Origin of the sequence: Microbacterium halophytorum, assembly GCF_002970975.1 — a bacterium.
Classification (GTDB): Bacteria; Actinomycetota; Actinomycetes; order Actinomycetales; family Microbacteriaceae; genus Microbacterium; species Microbacterium halophytorum.
In genome coordinates this window covers 117,556-133,370 of record NZ_KZ672983.1, presented here as the reverse complement: position 1 = coordinate 133,370, position 15,815 = coordinate 117,556, and the positions used below count along the sequence as shown (strand labels likewise).

Genomic DNA, 15,815 nt, shown 5'->3' with positions numbered 1-15,815 from the left:
GACTAGGAGACAAGATGACCGACAACACCGAACACAAGCACACCATCAGCCAGATCTGCATCGTCGTGCGAGACCTCGAGCGCTCGATGAAGGAGTACAGCGAGCGCCTGGGCTGGGGCCCCTGGAAAGTCTTCGAGTACAAGGCTCCGTTCCTGCACCACACTCACCTTCGCGGTGAGGAAGCAGACTTCACAATGAACGCAGCCGAAACGATGGTCGGCGGCCTTGGATTCGAGCTGATCCAGCCCACGGGAGGCGCGTCGATCTATCAGGAGTACCTCGACGAGCACGGCGAGGGCGTGCAGCACATCGCGGTCATGAAGCACGACGCTGATGCGGCCGCGGGCCTCGTCGCTGATCTCGCCGCACCAAAGGTGATGGGAGGTCGCACAGCCGACACCATCGAGTTCTATTACCTCGACACCCGGCCTGAGCTCGGCGTCGTTATCGAAAGCGGTAGCGGACACGCCATCGACATCGAGCCGACCCGCGTCGTCGATTACAGGAAAGCGTGAGCGCGCCACAAGGGCGACGCTCATCAGCAACAGAGAAGGGGCGGAAGATGACTGTGCAACGGGGCAAGTTGTCGAAGAAGCTGTTCGCGGCGTCGGCGATCACAGCTGGTGTCGTGTTCATCGCGGGATGCGGCGGATCGCCGTCGGCAAACGACGGTGGCGGTACGCTCAGCGTGCTCATCGCCGCGCCGCAAGAAGGCGCGGGCAAGATCCTCGAGCAGAAGTTCGAAGAGACGCACGACGTCGAGGTCGAGGTCGAGGTTGTGCCGTACGACCAGATCCAGTCGAAGGTGACCCTCGACGCGCAGTCCGGCACGAGCGCGTACGACGTGATCCAGTACTGGTATCCGACCGTTGGTGCGCTCGCCGAGGCCGGCGCGCTCGCCGACATCACGGACTGGGTTGAGGGCGATGGCGACATCGATCAGCCCGACTTCATCGACGCGGTGTACCAGCCGTACACCCAGTACGACGGCAAGACCTATGGACTCCCGATCGACGGCGACACGCACGTGCTCTTCTACAACAAGGAGATCTTCGAGCGCAACGGCGTCGAGGTCCCCACCACGTGGGACGAATATGCCGACGTCGCACGCACCATCACAGAGAACGAAAGTGGTGATGGCGTGTACGGCACAGCGCTCCTCGGATCGAAGAGCGCCTTCAATATCGGGTCATCGTTCTTCAATCGGATGGCGACGATGTCCAGCGATCCGATCGACCCGGCGATGCCGCAGTTGGACAGTGATGTCGCGGTCGACGCGGCTCAGGCCATGCTCGATGTGTCTGAATATGCACTCCCCAGCCCGCTCGAGATCGGGTTCGAGCAGGCGCTTCCGCAGTTTCTTTCGGGGAAGGTCGGCATGATCGAGTTCTGGACTGATCTGGGAGTGTTCGCGCAGGATCCGGAGCAGTCGCAGATTGTTGACGGCTGGGGCGTCGCGCCGCTTCCGGTGGGGCCAGAAGGGTCGGTCTCGGGCGCCCTCAACGCCGGATGGGCGATGGGGATCAGCCCGAACGCGGCCGATGAGGAGCTCGCGAAGGAATTCGTGGCCTTTGCGTCGTCGTCGGAGACGAACGAGATGCTGATCACCACGACGGGCTCGGGGATCGACCCGACGCGTTCTTCGACGCTCGAGAGCAAGGATTACGCGGAGCTCGTTCCCGAGGTGGCCGAGGTGAACAAGGAGGTGCTGCCGAACGCTCAGTCATGGCCGACCAGCCCCGCCGCACCTGAAATGATCCAACTGCTCGGAGACAACCTCGCCTTGATGTTGCAGGGCAAGGCGACTGCTGAGGAAGCCGTCACCGCGACATGGGACGCCTGGCAGCCTCTCGCGGAATGACGCATCTACTCCAGGAGGATTCATGACTGTGGGCACCCGACAGGCCGTCCGGCGTCGCACGAACCGGACGGCCTGGGCGGGGCGGGCGATGCTCGTCCCAGCCGTCGCTGCAGTGTGCATCGTCGCGGTGTATCCGCTGGTGTTCAGCGTGGCGGCATCGTTCTCAGAATCGAATCTTGGCCAGCAGTTCACGGAGTGGGTCGGCGGTGCGAACTACGCGGCGATTCTCGCTGACGGCGTCACGGTGCCGTCTCTCGCGCGATCCGCGGCGTTCGCATTCGCCTCAGCATTGCTGGCACTCATCGCCGGGTTCATCGTGGCTCTGTGCCTCGACGCCGCCGTGCGATCTGGGCGGGTGATCCGGGTATTACTACTGCTTCCTCTGATGACTCCGCCCGTGATGGCTGGCGTGATCTGGCGACTGATCTTGGCGCCCACTGGCGGTCTGGTCAACAACGTCATTCAGACAGTGGCGCCGGATGCCGAACCGGTGCTGTTCCTCGGATCGAGTCCGTCCGCGATGATCTCCTTGATCGTTGTTGATGCCTGGCAGTGGGCACCGTTCTGCGCGCTGTTGGTCTTTGCGGCACTTCAGACCTTGCCGTCGGAGGTATACGAAGCGGCGCAGGTCGACGGCGCGGGCGTGCTGCAGGTTTTCCGGCGCATCACGCTCCCGCTTGTCCTGCCCGCGCTGCTCACGACGCTTCTGTTGAAGGTCGTGGTCTCTTTCAAGGTCTTCGACCTGGTGTTCGTCATGACCAACGGCGGCCCGGGATTCGACACCACGGTGTCGAGCTATGAGATCTACCGGACGGCGTTCCAGGCCTTCGATATTGGCACGGCGGCGGCACAGACCGTTGTTTTCCTGGTTCTCGTCACCATCGTGATCGTGCCGCTCAACGCCGCACGCCGACATGCTCAGAAAGGCGCATCGTGACAATCGCCCCGAGTTCAGTTCGCCCCGAGGCTGACGACACTCGCTCGGTCGTGCTTCCACATGGGCGCCGTCCGAGTGTGAGACGGGCGGGCGGCGCCTCACGCTCGGTCCGTACCGTCAAGTGGATTGTGATCGCCGTCGCAGTCGCCATGGCCGTCACGCCGATCCTGTATCTGCTGGCGACGTCGTTCAAATCACCCGACGACATCCTGTCGACGAGAATCCTTCCCGCGCGCTTCGCGGTGGAGAACTGGGTCTCGGCGATGGCCAATTGGCCGATCTTCACTTACCTCGGCAACTCACTGCTAGTCGCAACCGTCGCAGTCGTGGTGGCGCTCGTCATTGCCATTCCAGCGAACTATGCGATTGCACGCCTCGGCGTGGGGAGCAGTCAAACACTGCTGCTCATCGTGTCGGCGTACATCGCTCCGCCTGTCGTTGCGATCGTGCCGCTCTTCCTGCTCGTGCGCACTGTTGGTTTGATGAACTCTCCGATGGGGCTCGGGCTCATCGAAGGATTGATGCTGACGCCCGTGGCCGTCTGGCTTCTCGACGGGTTCTTCCGGAGCATCCCGGTGGAGATCGACGAGGCAGCACAGCTCGACGGTTGCGGGCCTGTTCGCACGCTGGTGTTCGTGTTGATTCCCCTGATCGCTCCGGGGCTCGCCGCCGTCGGCATCATCGTCTTCATTCTGGTCTACAACGACTTCCTTGTTCCGCTGCTGCTCACGCAGAGCGGCAGCGCGCAGACACTTCCTGTCGGCATCGCACTCATGCAAGGCGGTCGCGAGGTGATGTTCGGCCAGATGGCGGCCGCGTGCCTCACCGGCATCGTTCCCGTCTACTTGCTTGCACTCTTTGCCCAACGGTGGCTCATCGGAGGCCTCACACAGGGCAGCGTGAAGTGATGTGGAGGGTTCGTCGGCTCATCTCTCCCGGGGCGTGGAACTCCTGCTCGAGGCGCGGATGAGCATGGAGCGTAGCGAACGTCGACGAGGTATGTGAGGCGCCGTCGAAAGGTGATCCGGTTCGACCCAGCCCACGCTGCCGGGGTCCGCGTCACATTGAGCCATCGTTCAGCCTGAACTTCGTTGGCGCGCGCGGCCCGTCCCGTCGTCGGAAGGGTCGTGCCGGGCTATCGCCGCGCGGTCCGCGACCTTCGCGCATCCGGCCGATCCGTCGCGAACATCCCTGAAGTGACGCCGTCGAGCAGATCGCCGGCGGTCGTTTCCAGCGCCTCGGCGATACGCACGAGGGAGGACACGTTCATCATCGCCCGCCCGTTCTCATAGCTGCGGATGTTCGACGAGTCGATCTCGCTGGCGACCGCGAGCTGATCCTGGGTCATCGAACGACGCCGGCGCAGTTCCGCGATACGCGCGCCGATATGCGCGGCGGCAGGGGACGGAACGCGAGGCATCAGACAAGCGTCGTCGGCACCGGTGGCCTGCGCCAGAGCGCATGTCACCGGGTATAAGTACACTGGCCGACGCGCGGCCGAACAGCGACTCCGTCAAGCGGCGCATCACGGACGTGAGTCCGCACGAGGTAGCCAACGCGATCCGGTCGATTCGGCTTGACAAGCCGAACCTTGATGATGACGAGGTGGACCGCGAAGCCGTTCGTTGCTTCGGTGGGCAACGAGTGACGGCCGCATTCGCTGAACACCTGCGCACGGCGCGTTCGCTGCTTGTCCGGGCCAACTGAGCAGTGGCGCAGGTTGAGCAAACGGCGAGTCAGGGAACCTGATGCCTGACCGGGATGAGGTCGAGATCGCGATTGCGTGGCAGGAGTACGTCGACCGCCACAAGGCAGAGCCGACGAACAGTGACAGCTCAGACACAGAAGCCGCGGACCTGTACCGGTGGATGTGGCGTATTCGGCAGATGTCAAAGGAGAATGGGCTCGCGGAAGCAGCAGCTCGGCGCCTCGACGTGCTCTGTCCATCGTGGCGTGCTCAACCCAGCCGTCGTACGCCGCAACGGGAGCATCGTGAGTTCGCGCGTGCATATCGAGACTTCGTGGAGCGGACCGAGCGACTCCCCTGGGCGCGGAGCATGGACGAGCGCGATCGCGAGCTTGCGCAGTGGTTCGTTGGAGCGAAACAAGCTCTCAAAAGCGGTGAGCTGTCTCCCGAAATCATCGGTGCGATCGAAGAGTTCATCCCGAACTGGACGCGCACCAGGTACCCATTCCTCGAGCACAGTCAGTACCGCGAGCGCGACCCCGGCAGAACTCTGGCAAACGCAGTCAAGCGGGCAAGCGCTCCTGCCTATCTGGTCGCGCTCGACACCGTAGACGAGGATGACGTGCTGCAGATCGAGCGCATTGCGACCTTCATCGCCGTGCACGATAGGTTGCCGGAGCTCGGTGCCGCTGGCACAGAGGGCGGGCTCGCTACTTGGCTCACCCGATGTGTCGCCGAGGCAGGGATCGAACTGGGCGAGCGGTTGGACTACACGTTTCCCGAGTGGCGTGAGAAGTACGGGGCCGATGCAGCAGTGCCGTCGCCGGAGCGAAGCGACGAGGAAACCCGAGATGAGCAGGAGAGCGCGATGACGCATGGTACCTATCGTCCCGACGGAGGACGCGTACTGATCGAGTACATCGACTCGCGTGATGAGTTGGACGCTCTCGACCTTGTCGTGCTGTCCACAGACAAGGCTCACCCGGGTCTGGCGCTCGACGATCCGAACACATTCGCGCGGCGCGTGCTTGAACGCCGTTCGGCATAGACCATCCATTGGGCCCGTCTCGAACAGGGTGTCCGAGCCCGCCGCTACACTGACCCCGTGTCGATCGAAGCCGTCCAGCGGGAACTGAGGGAGTTCGTGGCCGAGCGTGACTGGGCGCAGTTCCACTCGCCGGGAAACCTCGCTAAGTCGATCTCGATCGAGGCGGCAGAGTTGCTAGAGCACTTCCAATGGGGCGAGCTGGCCGACCACGAACGCGCCGAAGTGCTCGACGAGCTCGCGGATGTTCTGACATACTGCTTCCTGCTCGCCGACCGGCTCGATGCGGACCCCACCGAGATCATTCGCACCAAGCTCGCCAAGACGCGCGGGAAGTACCCGGTTGAGAAGGCGCGGGGGCGGAGCGCGAAGTATGACGAGCTTTGAGATCAGCGGCGGTCCGTTCACGGCGACTGCGATCGAAGCGCTCGGAGGTGGTGGGAGCCGGCTCGCCAACTGGCCCGTCGTCTACGTGCTGAACGACGACAAATCTGTGTACGTGGGCGAGACGCTCAATGCGGCGAAGCGGATGCGCCAGCACCGCGACCCGAAGTCACGCAACCGCACGATGAGGCAATACCGGATCGTGCTCGACGAGCGGTTCAACAAGTCCGCCTGCCTCGATCTCGAGTCTCAGCTCATCCGGTACTTCAGCGGCGATGGCGAGCGCCAAGTGCGCAATCGCAACGACGGTGTGACCGACGCCGATTACTTCGAGCGCGAGTCGTATCAGCAGACGTTCGACGACGTGTTCGAACAGCTCCGTGAGGAGGGGCTGTTCAAGAAGACTCGGCACGAGATCGAGAACAGTGACATGTTCAAGCTCTCGCCATTCAAGGCGCTCGAGCCGGGGCAGCGTGCCGCGGTCGAGAGCATTCTGGAGGCGCTGTTCGAGGAGCTGCCCGCCAATGACGGTGGACAGCATGCCACAGTGGCCGTGCATTCGACCACTTCGGTGGTGCAGGGCGCGGCGGGCACGGGTAAGACGATCGTCGCGATCTACCTGATCAAGCTTCTGTGCGACATCGGAGCGGCCGACGACATCGATGCGTTCGAGGCTGACTCCGTGTTCTCGGACTTCTTCATGCGCGGATACCGGGAGAAGGCACGCGGGCTCAAGATCGGGTTCGTCGTCCCGCAGCAATCACTCCGCGAGACGGTGAAGCGAGTGTTCAGACGGACGCCTGGGCTCCATGCATCGATGGTTCTCACGCCGTGGGATCTAGAGAAGCACGAAGAAGAGTTCGACCTGCTCGCCGTGGACGAGGCGCACCGCCTGAATCGACGGGCGAGCCAGGCCCACCCCACGCTGACGACCCGCTTCGGCGCTGTGAACACTGCGCTGTTCGGGCGGGACGACTACGAGCTGACGCAGGTCGACTGGGTGAAGCGGAAGAGCAAGCACCAGATCTTCTTCGTCGACAACGGGCAGACCGTGCGGCCGGCGGACGTGACGCAGGAGACGCAGCGCGCGCTGATCGCGGAAGCGAAGAACGAGCACCGGTACCACCAGCTGATGACGCAGATGCGAGTGAAGGCCGGAACCGACTACGTCTCGTACGTGCGTGACCTGGTGTCGGGCAAGCGCCCGGCGCCCGTGGACATGGGCGAGTACGACTTCCGGTTCTTCGACTCGGTGACCGAGATGCGCAACGCGATCGCCGGCCGCGAGGCGGAGGTCGGTCTGTCGCGCATGCTGGCCGGGTACGGGTACAAGTGGGTGTCTCGCCACCACCCGGAACAGCACGACATCGTGATCGGCGACGATTTCGCGATGAGTTGGAACCGCACGGCGAAGGACTGGATCAATTCGCCGACGTCGGCGGATGAAGTCGGGTCGATTCACACGGTGCAGGGGTACGACCTCAACTACGCCGGGGTGATCATCGGGCCCGAGCTGACGTGGGACGCGGAAGCTCAGCGGATCGTGGTCGACCGTGCGAAGTACTTCGATACGAAGGGGAAGCAGAGCAGCCCCAAGTTCGGGATCATAACGACTGATGAGGACCTCATCGAGCTGGTCGTGAACATCTATGTCGTGCTGATGACGCGGGGGATGCGCGGGACGTACTTCTGGGTGCATGACCCGGCGCTGCGGGCGGTGCTGGGGGGACCACCACTGAGACACGGGTCGCCTCGCGATGAAGGAGAGTATGCGCACTGAAAGCGATTTGCAGGGCGAGGCAGAGGAAAAGTCGAAGCGCCCAGGGCCATTTGATGAGGCAACCGCTCGACTCGCGTTGATCCTCGGAGGCGGCGTCGTGATCGTTCTCGTCGCGATGGCCACCATAATTTCGGCGGGGAGCACGTCACGCGCGGATATTGGCGGATCGCTGCCCGCGGTACTGGTTGCCGTAGGCGAGCTGGCGACGAAAAACGGATGGGCGATCCTCGGTATCAGCGTTGCGTTGTTGGGGATCGCCGTCACCGTCGTTGCGATCCTCGGGCTGCGGGATCCCGACGAGGATGCCAAGGTTCGGCGCACCGCGATTATCGATGTCGCAGACCATGCTGTGCAGGTGGCGCTCGCGCTGGTGGGAGCAATCGCCGTTGCTGCGGCGCTCGCCACGCTTGTAGAGATGCTTGTGACGATGCCCGCGGCCCGGTCGGGCGTGCCGTTCGCCGACTTGACGATGTTCGCGGCGGCAGTGCTGATCGGGGCACTGGTTCTTGCCGCTCGGAAGCGATTCCTGCTCTTCTCACAATCGGAAGCGGACGCACTTGCTTCAGCGCGGGAGGGCCTGAACGACGAGGAGACGGCGATGCTCGAGCTGATCGCACAGCGGGACGCGGCGCTCCACGCGGCGACGGATGGCGGCCGCGCCCCGGGGCAGGTGCGGACCGTGGCTTTCGCGACGGCGAGCACCTTCGGCTTTGCCGCCTACGCGTCCGTGATCGCCGCCATGGTCGGATGGCTCGCATTCGACGTCCGAGGGCTACACCTGCTCGTGTACACCCTGGTGTTCCTCGGGCTTCTGCTTCTCCAGGTCTTGCTGATGGTGTGCCTACTCCTATCGACGAAAAGCACCACGCTCACGAGCACGTCCAAGTGGGCTCGCAATGGCACGCGCGTCGGCATGGTCGTGACGGGAGCGTTGGCGTCGCTGTTGATGCCGATTCTGGTATCCACGCAAACAGCAGGTTTGTTCGAGCCTCCCGGTCTTTCGGCCGCAACAGCGCTGATGGTCCTCGTCGCGGCGATCCCGTGTGTGTTTCGCGCGGGCAGGGGATCCTGGGGAACCGTGGCAGAGTGGTCGGCGCGCAAAGTGCTCGAGAAGCAGATCATCAGTGTTCGTCAGCGCAAGGATGAGCTTGAGAAGCAGGGACGGAGTGACCGTCGACGTGACAACGAGGTCGACGGGCGGAACTAGCGCGTCAGCGTGCCAAGAACGCGCACGCTGACGCCAATCTGCACATGCGGAACGGGGTTGCGTGCTGTCCGGCGACCGGGCGCTGAAGGACGGCCTGTGAGTCATCCGCGTGAGCGATCGCGAACCCGTCGATCTCTCGAAACTGGGGACGCCGGCCCGCCTTCGGGAACGAGGTCGAGCGCGCGCCGGGATGCAGTCATGTTGGTGCACCACCGGATGCGCGTCAATGACAGCACACACACCGGGGCGTGATCGAACATCACGCCGTGACGCGCATCGTCGCTCCATCCGGGGATCTTGCGGTGACGGGCGCCGGCGAGCGTGAACTCCAGCTGATCAATTTCGATCGTCAATGCGATACCGATGCGCGGCATAAATGTGCGTGACGCGTGGTTGCGGCGGACGAGGTCGTGGGTCGCCTCGTTCTTGATGTTGAGGCTCATACAACAGTTCTACCCTCGAGCGGCTTTCGTCTACCATGCCCGTTGCCGCAGGCGCTGCTGCCCGTCGCCGCGCCAGTAGAGTGCTGTCGCGCTCGCTCGCGCAAGACGAACGTGCGCAGCGCTGGCTACTCGGCCCCGGCGACGACCACCTCGACCCCGGCGCCCTCCAGCGCCTCCCACAGCCGCCCATCCGGTTCGCGGTCGGTCACGAAGTAGTCCGCGTGCTCGAGCCCGCCGATGCGGGCGAACAGGCGGTGGTCGAACTTCGAGCTGTCGGCGAGCACGGCGACCTTGTTCGCGTGGCTCATCATCTCGGCCATCATGGCTGAGTCGCCGAGGTTGCTCGTGCTGTAGCCGTCGGCTGAGACGGCGCCGACGGCGATGATCGCGATGTCGGCCTGCACGTCCATCGCGGGGCCGCCGTGCGTGGGGCGGAAGCTCACCGGGCCCGTCGTCGCCTGCGTCACGGTGCGGACCGAGCCGCCGAAGAGGAAGAGCTCGCGGAGCGCCGTGGCCGGCACCTCGGCGGGAAACACGAGGCTGTTCGTGGCGATGGTGAGGTCTCGGTGGTCGCGCAGGTGGCGGCCGAAGGCCATCGTCGTCGTGCCGGCGTTCACGAAGATGACGGAGCCGTCGGAGACGAGACCCGCCGCAGCGGCGCCGATCGCATCCTTCTCGGTGACCCGGATACGCAGGCGCACGCCGAGGCCCTGGTCGGGCGGCGCCCCGAGGTCGTTGCTCACCGCGCCGCCGTGCGTGCGGATCAGCTTCCCCTCGGTGCTCAACTGGTCGAGGTCGCGCCTGACGGTGTCGATCGATACGCCGAACTCCTCGGCCAGGCCTGCGACCGTCACTTGGCCGTGCGTGGCGACGTATGCGGCCAGGTCGGCCTTCCGCCCGGCGGGAAGTTGCCGATCTTTGCGTTTTTCTTGCGGCCCTGCGCTTGCCATCCTGCGTGCTCCCCTCTGAGATTCGCTGCCGAATCCCGCAGGAACCCGGACAACTCGCGGTTGCCAGCCTACTTGACATCCGGCTCGCCGCACGGTTTCATGCATGTAGCGGCGAAAAACAGCAGGAACCAGCAAACTGCCGCAGCATCACTTGGGCAAGGGAGCTCACATGTCACACAAGCGAAGGATCCTTCTCGGGGCGTCGGCAGTTGCGGCGGCTTCCCTGGCGCTCACCGGTTGTGGGGGCGGCGGTGGGGGCGAGGTCGACGCCGACGGCAACGTCGTCATCGAGTTCGCCCAGTGGTGGGAGCCCGAACTGCCGGATGGCGCCCTCCGGGGCCTGATGGACGAGTTCGAGGCCGAGAACCCCGGCATCAAGGTGGAACTGCTCAGCGGCCCGTACGCATCCACGCGCGAGCAGCTCGTGGCCGGCTCGGCCTCGGGCACGATGCCGGATGTCCTCGGGCTCGACGGCGCGTGGGTGAACGACTTCGCGAAGCAGGGGAGCATCGCGAACCTGAGCGACCTGATGTCGGAGCACGACTACGACGACAGCCAGCTCGCGTCGCAGGTCGCGGTCGACGGGGCCACCTACATGGTGCCGGCCGTCAACTTCGTCTACCCGCTCTACACCAACGACGACCTGCTCGCCGATGCCGGCGTCGACGCGCCGCCGTCGACCCGCACCGAGTTCGCCGACGCCGCCCGCGCCATCACCGAGCAGGGCGACGCGGCCGGAACCGCGATGCCGCTCTCGCTCGAGACGCCGAGCGGCATGCAGAACCAGGTGATGTCGTGGCTCTGGGCATCCGGCGGCTCGATGCTGAAGGACGGCAAGCCGGACCTGCTGAACCAGGGCGTGAAGGACACGATCACGTATCTGGACGACCTGTACCAGGACGAGGTCTTCTCGCCCGGCGCCTTCACGATGAAGGAGCAGGACATGGTCGAGGAGTTCAGCAACGGCCGCGTCGGCATGATGATCGACTCGCTCGCGCACCTCACGACCATCCGGGAGGCGAACCCCGACCTGAACTTCAGCATCAGCGCGCTGCCCGCGGAGGACGGCTACGAGGGTGAGCGGGGCATCCCGTATGCGTCGTGGGGCCTCGGCGTCTCGTCGAGCACCGAGAACCCGGAAGAGGCGTGGAAGCTGTTCGAGTTCCTGATGAGCCAGGACGCGAACGCACAGTTGTCGTCGATGGCGAAGGCGTTCCCCGGCAACACCGAGTCGGTGCCCGACTTCCTCGAAGACGACGAGCTGATGGCCCAGGCGTTCGAGATCTATCAGGCGGGCTACCCGGCGAACGAGTTCACGGGCCTCCCCGTCGCGGAGGAGCTGATGCGCCAGATGGACGAGCAGTTCCAGTCGATGCTGCAGGGCGACATCACGGTCGACGAGATGCTCGAGAACACGCAGGAATCCTGGTCGGCGGAGTTCTAGACGATGTCGCTGGTCACAGAGCGCCGGGGGCGAGCAGGCTCGCCCGCCCCCGGCGCCACCCCGCCCCGACGCAAGGGGAGCGGAGCGCCGGGCGTGCCCCGCACCGCACCGTTCCTCTACGTCGGCCCCACCGTCATCCTGATCGGTGTGCTCCTGGTCGTTCCGGTCGTCACCGTGATCGGGTACTCGCTCTTCAACAACGTCATCACCAACCCGACCCCCCAGTTCGTCGGCTTCGACCACTACCAGGAGCTGCTGACCGACACGGGCTTCTACAAGGCGATCGGGAACACGCTCGTCTTCACCGTCGTGAGCGTCGCGGCGCACTTCGTGATCGGGCTCGCGTTCGCGCTGCTGCTGAACTCCCCGCTCATGGGCCGCACGACGACGGCGATCTACCGCAGCATCTACGTGCTGCCGTGGCTGTTCACCGTCGCGATCGTCGCGGTGCTGTGGCGGCTGCTGCTGAACCCGAACGGCGTCGTGAACTATCTGCTCGGCTTCGTCGGGGGAGGCGCGACCGAATGGCTCAGCGACCCGGCGCTCGCGCTCGGCACCGTGACGTTCATCAACATCTGGGCCGGCTACCCGTTCTTCATGGTGAGCCTGCTCGCCGGCCTGCAGGGCATCTCGGCCGACCTCTACGAGGCCGCGCGCGTCGACGGCGCGAACACGTGGCAGCGTTTCACGGCCGTCACCCTGCCGAGCCTGCGGCCCGTGATCGTCAGCATGGCGCTGCTCGACCTGATCTGGACCTCGCAGCAGTTCGCCCTCATCTGGATGACCACGGGCGGCGGGCCGATCGACGCGACCGAGCTCGTGAGCACGTTCACCTACAAGCTCGCCTTCACGAACTACGAGTTCGGCGCCGCATCCGCGGCCGCCGTGATCGTGCTCGTGCTGTCGATGATCCTCGCCGTGTTCTACGTGCGGCACCAGCGGTCGAAGGAGTAACGCATGACTTTCACCGATGCTCCGCTCGCGACGCAGACGCTCGTCACGAAGAAGCCCGTCGCCCGCCGCCCCGTCACGCAGAAGGCCCGGCGCCGCACCGCGAAGATCCTCACGGGGATCGGCCTGTTCCTCGGCGCGCTGTTCGCCGGCCTGCCCGTGCTCTGGATGCTGTCGAGCTCGTTCAAGTCGAACTCGCAGATCTTCGAGAACCCGCCGCGGCTGATCACCGAGACGTTCAGCCTCGACGCGTACGTGTCGATCTTCACCGACCCGGTGAAGATGCGGTTCTTCTTCAACAGCTACGTCGTCGCCATCCTGGTCGTGGTCTGCACGCTCTTCGTCGCGCTGCTCGCGGCGTACGCGTTCAGCCGGTTCGACTTCCCCGGCAAGCACATCCTGAACGTCGTCATCATCAGCGTGCAGGCGGTGCCGCCGATCACGCTGCTGATCCCGTACTTCGGGCTGATCGTGGTGCTCGGCCTGTACAACACGTACGCGGGGCTCGTGCTCACCTACATGGTGTTCACGCTCCCGTACGCCGTGATCATGCTGACCGGGTACTTCAACTCGATCCCGAAGGAGCTCGACGAGGCCGTGCGCGTCGACGGCGGCGGAACCTGGACGGCGCTCTGGCGCATCCTCGTCCCCGTCGCGACCCCGGGCATCGTCTCCGCCGGCATGTACACCTTCGTGCTCGCGTGGAACGAGTACCTCTTCGCCCTGACGCTGACCCGCACGATCGACATGCGCACTGTCCCGATCGGCATCCAGCTGCTCATGGGGCAGCACTCGTACGAGTGGAACGAAATGATGGCGATGAGCATCGTCGGTTCGATCCCCGTCCTCGTGCTGTTCCTCTTCTTCCAGCGCTACTTCATCGGCGGCCTCACCGCCGGTTCCGTGAAGAGCTGACCAGCCACCCTTCAAAGGAGAAAATCAAGTGCTCATTTCCGGACACGACCTGCTCGACGTCGCCCACAAGAACGATTTCGCGATCCCGGCGTTCAACGTCGCCGACTACCACATGTTCAACGGACTGATCGAGATCAGCGAGAAGAAGAACTCGCCGGTCATCATCGCGATCCACCCCAACGAGGTGAACCTGCTCGGGTTCGACGTGCTGCGCGCCATCCGGGAGCGCCTGCACCGCTCGCCCGTGCCCGCCACGATCCACTGGGACCACGGCGCCACGAGCGAGCAGATGATCGCGGCCGTGCAGGGCGGGTTCACCTCGGTGATGCTCGACGCGTCGGCCGAGCCGTTCGACGAGAACATCGCGAAGACGAAGGCGGCGGTCGACATCGCGCACCCGGTGGGCGTCTCGGTCGAGGGCGAGCTGGGTACGATCGGCAAGATGGAGACCGCAGACGGCGGCATCATCTACACCGACCCGGCCGACGCCAAGACGTTCATCGAGCGCACGGGCGTCGACTCGTTGGCCGTCGCGATCGGCACGCGGCACGGCATCTACCCCGCCGACATCAAGCCCGAGCTGAAGCTCGACCTGCTCCGCGAGATCAAGGAGACGGTCGGCATCCCGCTCGTGCTGCACGGCGGTTCGAACAACCCGGATGACGAGATCGGCGAGGCCGCCCGCAGCGGCGTCAACAAGATCAACATCTCGAGCGACGTGAAGGTCGCGTTCTTCACGAAGATGCGCGAGGTCCTGCAGGACCAGAGCGCGCGCGAGCCCGACGGGATCATGCCGCCGGCGGTCGAGGCCATGCAGGCCGTTGCGGCGCAGAAGATCGACCTGTTCGGCGCGACGGGGAAGGCGTCGCTGTACACGCGCCCCGCCGCGTACAAGGTCGACCTGTTCGGCGCCGGTCAGGGCGAAACGTACTGATGGCGCCGTCCGAGCTCTTCGGGGGCGGCGCACGCACCGTCGCCCCCGGGGAGATCGTCCTCGGGCTGCAGGGGACGGTCGATTACGAGATCGCGTGGGACGGGGCGGTCGTCGACGCGCTCGTCGAGGAGCACGCGATCTCGGCCGACGAGATCGACCCGGACATCCGGATCGTCGACGAGCGGACGCTGCTGATCTCGGTTCTCGCCTTTCTCGCAACGGGGGAGGGCGGCGAGCGCCACGCGGAGTCGTCGGACATCGTCGAGGCCTTCGCGGCGCGGTTCCCGAAGGAGATCACCCTCGGGGGCACCTGCGTCCGTGCCGGTCTCGCGCTGCGCGAGGTCGGGATCCCGTCGCTGCTGCACCTCGTGAGCACCGACGCGAATGTGCGCAGGCTGCTCCCGGATGACTGCGAGGTCATCACCAGCGCGACGCACGACACGCTCGACCCGCACCTGATCATCCAGTTCCGGCCCGGCGACGCGGCGCGCGTCGGCGGCCGCGAGTACGTCGTGCGCGAAGCCAACCGCCTGATCGTCGCGGACGACCCGCCGGCGGAGAACCTCGTGCTGAGCGCCGAGCTCGCCGACCGCGTGCGCCGGTCGCGCGTGTTCCTGGTGTCGGGGTTCAACACGATCGCCGATCCGGGCATCCTGCGCGCCCGCCTCGACGAGGTGCGGGAGATCGCGGCAGGGGCTCCGGATGACGGGATGGTCGTGTACGAAGACGCCGGGTTCCACGACAGGGAGCACCAACCGGCCGTCGCCGCGGCGATCGGCCCCGTCGTCGACGTGTTCAGCCTGAACGAGGACGAACTGCAGTCGCGGCTCGGGCGCCGCATCGACCTGCGCAGCGCGGCGGACGTCGCGGGCGCGATGCGCGAACTGCGGGTGCTCGTGCCCGACCCGACGCTCGTCGTGCACACCCGGTACTGGACGCTCGTGTGGGCGACGCCGAGGCACGCCGGCGAGCTCGAGCGCGTGGCGCGGGCCGCGGACGTCGGGAACGCCACCGCCGCGGGGCGGTACGCCCACGGCGACCGGATCACGGCGGAGAGGATCGACGCGATCGCCCGCGGGCCGCGGCAGGAGGGGAGCCTCCCGTTCGCGCGTGCGCTGGAGGCGGAGCTGGGCGACCTGTGCCGCTGCCACGCCGGGTTCCTCGTCGACTCGCCCGCGCCCACGACGATCGGGCTCGGCGATACGTTCATCGGGGGCCTGATCGGTTCGCTCGCGACCGCACCGTCGCCGATCCGGAGCTGAGGGGCACAGGCGGGG

16 protein-coding genes are annotated in these 15,815 nt (G+C 65.4%); 13 read left to right on the top strand and 3 right to left on the bottom strand.

Annotated features, from left to right (window positions below):
* Positions 1–14: 14 nt before the first annotated feature.
* The 4 genes from C0010_RS03580 to C0010_RS03565 all read left to right on the top strand — a co-directional run bounded on the left by C0010_RS03580 (position 15) and on the right by C0010_RS03565 (position 3,706).
* Positions 15–515, top strand: a complete 501-nt coding sequence (locus tag C0010_RS03580; RefSeq protein ID WP_105565694.1) for a VOC family protein — start codon at positions 15–17, stop codon at positions 513–515.
* On the top strand, positions 512–1,861 hold the full coding sequence (locus C0010_RS03575) for an ABC transporter substrate-binding protein (protein ID WP_158685258.1): 1,350 nt from the start codon (positions 512–514) through the stop codon (positions 1,859–1,861). The genes C0010_RS03580 and C0010_RS03575 overlap by 4 nt, the downstream gene beginning before the upstream one ends.
* 22 nt (positions 1,862–1,883) lie before the next feature.
* Positions 1,884–2,798 (top strand): carbohydrate ABC transporter permease, encoded by a 915-nt coding sequence (locus C0010_RS03570; RefSeq protein WP_105565692.1) that lies wholly within the window; start codon positions 1,884–1,886, stop codon positions 2,796–2,798.
* A gap of 128 nt (positions 2,799–2,926) precedes the next feature.
* Positions 2,927–3,706 (top strand): carbohydrate ABC transporter permease, encoded by a 780-nt coding sequence (locus C0010_RS03565; RefSeq protein ID WP_105565691.1) that lies wholly within the window; start codon positions 2,927–2,929, stop codon positions 3,704–3,706.
* Positions 3,707–3,933: 227 nt separating this feature from the next.
* Here C0010_RS03565 and C0010_RS03560 read toward each other — a convergent pair whose 3' ends face one another.
* On the bottom strand, positions 3,934–4,218 hold the full coding sequence (locus C0010_RS03560; protein ID WP_105565690.1) for a helix-turn-helix domain-containing protein: 285 nt from the start codon (positions 4,216–4,218) through the stop codon (positions 3,934–3,936).
* Between the two features lie 328 nt (positions 4,219–4,546).
* Here C0010_RS03560 and C0010_RS03555 point away from each other — a divergent pair, with 328 nt between their 5' ends.
* The 4 genes from C0010_RS03555 to C0010_RS03540 are packed head-to-tail and all read left to right on the top strand — an operon-like array spanning position 4,547 to position 8,901.
* Complete coding sequence (locus C0010_RS03555) at positions 4,547–5,533, top strand: hypothetical protein (protein ID WP_158685618.1); 987 nt, start codon at positions 4,547–4,549, stop codon at positions 5,531–5,533.
* 57 nt (positions 5,534–5,590) lie between these two features.
* Positions 5,591–5,917 (top strand): nucleotide pyrophosphohydrolase, encoded by a 327-nt coding sequence (locus C0010_RS03550; RefSeq protein ID WP_105565688.1) that lies wholly within the window; start codon positions 5,591–5,593, stop codon positions 5,915–5,917.
* Positions 5,904–7,694 carry a DUF2075 domain-containing protein gene (locus C0010_RS03545; protein ID WP_105565687.1) on the top strand — a complete coding sequence of 597 codons (1,791 nt, stop codon included), beginning with the start codon at positions 5,904–5,906 and terminating at the stop codon, positions 7,692–7,694. Before C0010_RS03550 ends, C0010_RS03545 begins: the two co-directional genes overlap by 14 nt.
* Positions 7,684–8,901, top strand: a complete 1,218-nt coding sequence (locus tag C0010_RS03540; protein ID WP_105565686.1) for a hypothetical protein — start codon at positions 7,684–7,686, stop codon at positions 8,899–8,901. Before C0010_RS03545 ends, C0010_RS03540 begins: the two co-directional genes overlap by 11 nt.
* 101 nt (positions 8,902–9,002) lie before the next feature.
* Here C0010_RS03540 and C0010_RS14870 read toward each other — a convergent pair whose 3' ends face one another.
* Positions 9,003–9,344, bottom strand: coding sequence for a hypothetical protein (locus C0010_RS14870; RefSeq protein WP_158685255.1), 342 nt, complete (start codon positions 9,342–9,344; stop codon positions 9,003–9,005).
* A 125-nt stretch (positions 9,345–9,469) separates the two neighbouring features.
* The gene (locus C0010_RS03535) at positions 9,470–10,294 is read right to left on the bottom strand and encodes a DeoR/GlpR family DNA-binding transcription regulator (protein ID WP_105565685.1); all 825 of its coding nucleotides are present in this window, start codon (positions 10,292–10,294) and stop codon (positions 9,470–9,472) included.
* Positions 10,295–10,463: 169 nt separating this feature from the next.
* Between C0010_RS03535 and C0010_RS03530 the strand changes: the two genes are divergently transcribed.
* From C0010_RS03530 to C0010_RS03510, 5 genes are all read left to right on the top strand, one after another.
* On the top strand, positions 10,464–11,738 hold the full coding sequence (locus C0010_RS03530; protein ID WP_105565684.1) for an ABC transporter substrate-binding protein: 1,275 nt from the start codon (positions 10,464–10,466) through the stop codon (positions 11,736–11,738).
* Between the two features lie 93 nt (positions 11,739–11,831).
* Positions 11,832–12,692, top strand: coding sequence for a carbohydrate ABC transporter permease (locus C0010_RS03525; RefSeq protein WP_232531707.1), 861 nt, complete (start codon positions 11,832–11,834; stop codon positions 12,690–12,692).
* Positions 12,693–12,695: 3 nt separating this feature from the next.
* A complete protein-coding gene (locus C0010_RS03520) occupies positions 12,696–13,604 on the top strand; it encodes a carbohydrate ABC transporter permease (protein WP_105565682.1) in 909 nt (302 codons plus the stop codon).
* Between the two features lie 28 nt (positions 13,605–13,632).
* Entirely contained in the window at positions 13,633–14,538 is a 906-nt protein-coding gene (locus C0010_RS03515) for a ketose-bisphosphate aldolase (RefSeq protein ID WP_105565681.1), read from the top strand.
* Positions 14,538–15,800: an ADP-dependent glucokinase/phosphofructokinase gene (locus C0010_RS03510; protein ID WP_105565680.1), complete on the top strand. Its 1,263-nt coding sequence runs from the start codon at positions 14,538–14,540 to the stop codon at positions 15,798–15,800. The genes C0010_RS03515 and C0010_RS03510 overlap by 1 nt, the downstream gene beginning before the upstream one ends.
* The last annotated feature ends 15 nt before the right edge of the window (positions 15,801–15,815 follow it).

Excerpts from the sequence above, each read along its gene's own strand:
- C0010_RS03530 (WP_105565684.1), top strand. The coding sequence starts at position 10,464 with ATGTCACACAAGCGAAGGATCCTTCTCGGGGCGTCGGCAGTTGCGGCG.
- C0010_RS03570 (WP_105565692.1), top strand. The coding sequence starts at position 1,884 with ATGACTGTGGGCACCCGACAGGCCGTCCGGCGTCGCACGAACCGGACG.
- C0010_RS03555 (WP_158685618.1), top strand. The coding sequence starts at position 4,547 with ATGCCTGACCGGGATGAGGTCGAGATCGCGATTGCGTGGCAGGAGTAC.
- C0010_RS03535 (WP_105565685.1), bottom strand. The coding sequence starts at position 10,294 with ATGGCAAGCGCAGGGCCGCAAGAAAAACGCAAAGATCGGCAACTTCCC.
- C0010_RS03520 (WP_105565682.1), top strand. The coding sequence starts at position 12,696 with ATGACTTTCACCGATGCTCCGCTCGCGACGCAGACGCTCGTCACGAAG.
- C0010_RS03560 (WP_105565690.1), bottom strand. The coding sequence starts at position 4,218 with ATGCCTCGCGTTCCGTCCCCTGCCGCCGCGCATATCGGCGCGCGTATC.
- C0010_RS03540 (WP_105565686.1), top strand. The coding sequence starts at position 7,684 with ATGCGCACTGAAAGCGATTTGCAGGGCGAGGCAGAGGAAAAGTCGAAG.
- C0010_RS03580 (WP_105565694.1), top strand. The coding sequence starts at position 15 with ATGACCGACAACACCGAACACAAGCACACCATCAGCCAGATCTGCATC.
- C0010_RS14870 (WP_158685255.1), bottom strand. The coding sequence starts at position 9,344 with ATGAGCCTCAACATCAAGAACGAGGCGACCCACGACCTCGTCCGCCGC.
- C0010_RS03510 (WP_105565680.1), top strand. The coding sequence starts at position 14,538 with ATGGCGCCGTCCGAGCTCTTCGGGGGCGGCGCACGCACCGTCGCCCCC.
- C0010_RS03545 (WP_105565687.1), top strand. The coding sequence starts at position 5,904 with ATGACGAGCTTTGAGATCAGCGGCGGTCCGTTCACGGCGACTGCGATC.